The 3,413-nt window shown below is 52.4% G+C and carries 2 rRNA genes; both read right to left on the bottom strand.

Features of this window, described 5'->3' with window-relative positions:
* Nucleotides 1-51: 51 nt before the first annotated feature.
* Nucleotides 52-164 (bottom strand): 5S ribosomal RNA (gene rrf, locus ALA01S_RS30405).
* A 134-nt stretch (nt 165-298) separates the two neighbouring features.
* Nucleotides 299-3,179 (bottom strand): 23S ribosomal RNA (locus ALA01S_RS30400).
* Nucleotides 3,180-3,413: the final 234 nt, after the last annotated feature.

Here is a 3,413-nt window from a genome sequence, read left to right as displayed (position 1 = left end):
AAAGCAAAACGCCCCGGCCATAATCTGGCCGGGGCGTTTGCTGGGATATTAGCCTGACGATGTCCTACTTTCACACGGGAATCCGCACTATCATCGGCGCTGAGGTGTTTCACGATCCTGTTCGGGATGGGAAGGGGTGGGACCACCTCGCTATGGTCATCAGGCTTGAACTTTTTGCCTGATTGCCTTTTCGGCAATCAAGCCAATTCAATAGAGTCTATCAGCTTTATTGATTGCGTCGCCGCTTTGTTGGGCAACAACTTCAAATGCTCATCTTTGACTGCTTGGTCAAAGTTATAGGGTCAAGCCTCACGGGCAATTAGTACTGGTCAGCTTAACGCATTACTGCGCTTCCACACCCAGCCTATCAACGTCCTGGTCTCGAACGACCCTTTAGCAGGCTCAAGGCCTGGGCAAGACTCATCTTGAGACGAGTTTCCCGCTTAGATGCTTTCAGCGGTTATCTCTTCCGCACTTAGCTACCCGGCAATGCCACTGGCGTGACAACCGGTACACCAGAGGTGCGTCCACTCCGGTCCTCTCGTACTAGGAGCAGGCTCTCTCAATCTTGCAGCGCCCACGGAAGATAGGGACCAAACTGTCTCACGACGTTTTAAACCCAGCTCACGTACCTCTTTAAATGGCGAACAGCCATACCCTTGGGACCGGCTACAGCCCCAGGATGAGATGAGCCGACATCGAGGTGCCAAACACCGCCGTCGATATGAACTCTTGGGCGGTATCAGCCTGTTATCCCCAGAGTACCTTTTATCCGTTGAGCGATGGCCCTTCCATACAGAACCACCGGATCACTTTGTCCTACTTTCGTACCTGCTCGACTTGTCAGTCTCGCAGTCAAGCACGCTTATGCCAATGCACTATCAGCACGATTTCCGACCGTGCCTAGCGTACCTTCGAACTCCTCCGTTACGCTTTGGGAGGAGACCGCCCCAGTCAAACTGCCCACCATACACTGTCCCCAACCCGGATCACGGGCCAAGGTTAGAACCTCAAACACACCAGGGTGGTATTTCAAGGACGGCTCCACTGAATCTAGCGACTCAGTTTCAAAGCCTCCCACCTATCCTACACAGATCTGTTCAAAGTCCAATGTAAAGCTACAGTAAAGGTTCATGGGGTCTTTCCGTCTTTCCGCGGGGAGATTGCATCATCACAAACATTTCAACTTCGCTGAGTCTCTGGAGGAGACAGTGTGGCCATCGTTACGCCATTCGTGCAGGTCGGAACTTACCCGACAAGGAATTTCGCTACCTTAGGACCGTTATAGTTACGGCCGCCGTTTACTGGGACTTCAATCAAGAGCTTGCACCCCATCATTTAATCTTCCAGCACCGGGCAGGCGTCACACCCTATACGTCGACTTTCGTCTTTGCAGAGTGCTGTGTTTTTAATAAACAGTCGCAGCCACCGATTCTCTGCGACCCCATTCGGCTCCATTCGCAAGGAATTTCACCTACTCGGGGCACACCTTCTTCCGAAGTTACGGTGTCAATTTGCCGAGTTCCTTCTCCAGAGTTCTCTCAAGCGCCTGAGAATACTCATCACGCGCACCAGTGTCGGTTTGCGGTACGGTCGTCAATAGCTGAAGCTTAGTGGCTTTTCTTGGAAGCAGGGTATCACTCACTTCGGCTGCAAGCAGCCTCGTTATCACCTCTCATCTCAGATCCCCGGATTTGCCTAAGGACCACGACTACGGGCTTGAACCAACTATTCCAACAGTTGGCCGAGCTAACCTTCTCCGTCCCCACATCGCACTATTGATCGGTACAGGAATATTGACCTGTTTCCCATCAGCTACGCATCTCTGCCTCGCCTTAGGGGCCGACTCACCCTACGCCGATGAACGTTGCGTAGGAAACCTTGCGCTTACGGCGAGGGGGCTTTTCACCCCCTTTAACGCTACTCATGTCAGCATTCGCACTTCCGATACCTCCAGCATCCTTCACAAGACACCTTCACAGGCCTACGGAACGCTCTCCTACCACGCACCCTTGCGGGCGCATCCGCAGCTTCGGTAACTGGCTTAGCCCCGTTACATCTTCCGCGCAGGACGACTCGATCAGTGAGCTATTACGCTTTCTTTAAATGGTGGCTGCTTCTAAGCCAACATCCTGACTGTTTTAGCCTTCCCACTTCGTTTCCCACTTAGCCAATTTTGGGGACCTTAGCTGGCGGTCTGGGTTGTTTCCCTCTTGAGTCCGGACGTTAGCACCCGGTGCTCTGTCTCCCAAGCTGTACTCGCCGGTATTCGGAGTTTGCAATGGTTTGGTAAGTCGCCATGACCCCCTAGCCATAACAGTGCTCTACCCCCGGCGGTAATACTTGAGGCACTACCTAAATAGTTTTCGGAGAGAACCAGCTATCTCCAGGTTTGTTTAGCCTTTCACCCCTATCCACAGCTCATCCGCTAGTTTTGCAACACTAGTCGGTTCGGACCTCCAGTAAGTGTTACCTCACCTTCATCCTGGCCATGGATAGATCACCTGGTTTCGGGTCTACACCCAGCGACTGAAGTTCGCCCTGTTCGGACTCGGTTTCCCTGCGCCTTCCCTATTCGGTTAAGCTTGCCACTGAATGTAAGTCGCTGACCCATTATACAAAAGGTACGCCGTCACCCCGAAGGGCTCCGACTTTTTGTATGCATGCGGTTTCAGGATCTATTTCACTCCCCTCCCGGGGTTCTTTTCGCCTTTCCCTCACGGTACTGGTTCACTATCGGTCGATTACGAGTATTTAGCCTTGGAGGATGGTCCCCCCATCTTCAGACAGGATTTCACGTGTCCCGCCCTACTTGTCGCCAGCTTAGTACCACACGGGTCTTTTCACATACGGGGCTATCACCCACTATGGCCGGCCTTTCCATGCCGCTTTGTTAAGTCCCGTGCTATCACTGGCAGGCTGTTCCGATTTCGCTCGCCACTACTTTCGGAATCTCGGTTGATGTCTGTTCCTCGAGCTACTGAGATGTTTCAGTTCACCCGGTTCGCCTCTGGCACCTATGTATTCAGTGCAAGATACCCTTGCGGGTGGGTTTCCCCATTCGGAAATCTCCGGATCAAAGCTAATTTGCCAGCTCCCCGAAGCTTATCGCAGGCTATCACGTCCTTCGTCGCCTGTAATCGCCAAGGCATCCACCACATGCACTTAGTCACTTGACCCTATAACTTTGACTTCTGTTGGGACAGAAATCGTCAAGGACTGCAGTCAATACAAACATTGACTGCTTGAGTATTCGCGTTGTTGCCGTTCTTCATGACTTTCTAGCCGCCGCTCTCGCGAGCAGCGTTCAAAAGCTGAAGTTTGGTGACGCAATCAATAATTGCCGCTGGCACGGTGCACATTGCTGTGCTTTCCAGCGGCAACGCTGATTCGACTCTATGAATTGTTAAAGA

Origin of the sequence: Azohydromonas lata NBRC 102462 (assembly GCF_001571085.1) — a bacterium.
Lineage (GTDB): Bacteria > Pseudomonadota > Gammaproteobacteria > Burkholderiales > Burkholderiaceae_C > Azohydromonas > Azohydromonas lata.
This window is presented reverse-complemented; position numbering and strand designations above follow the sequence as displayed.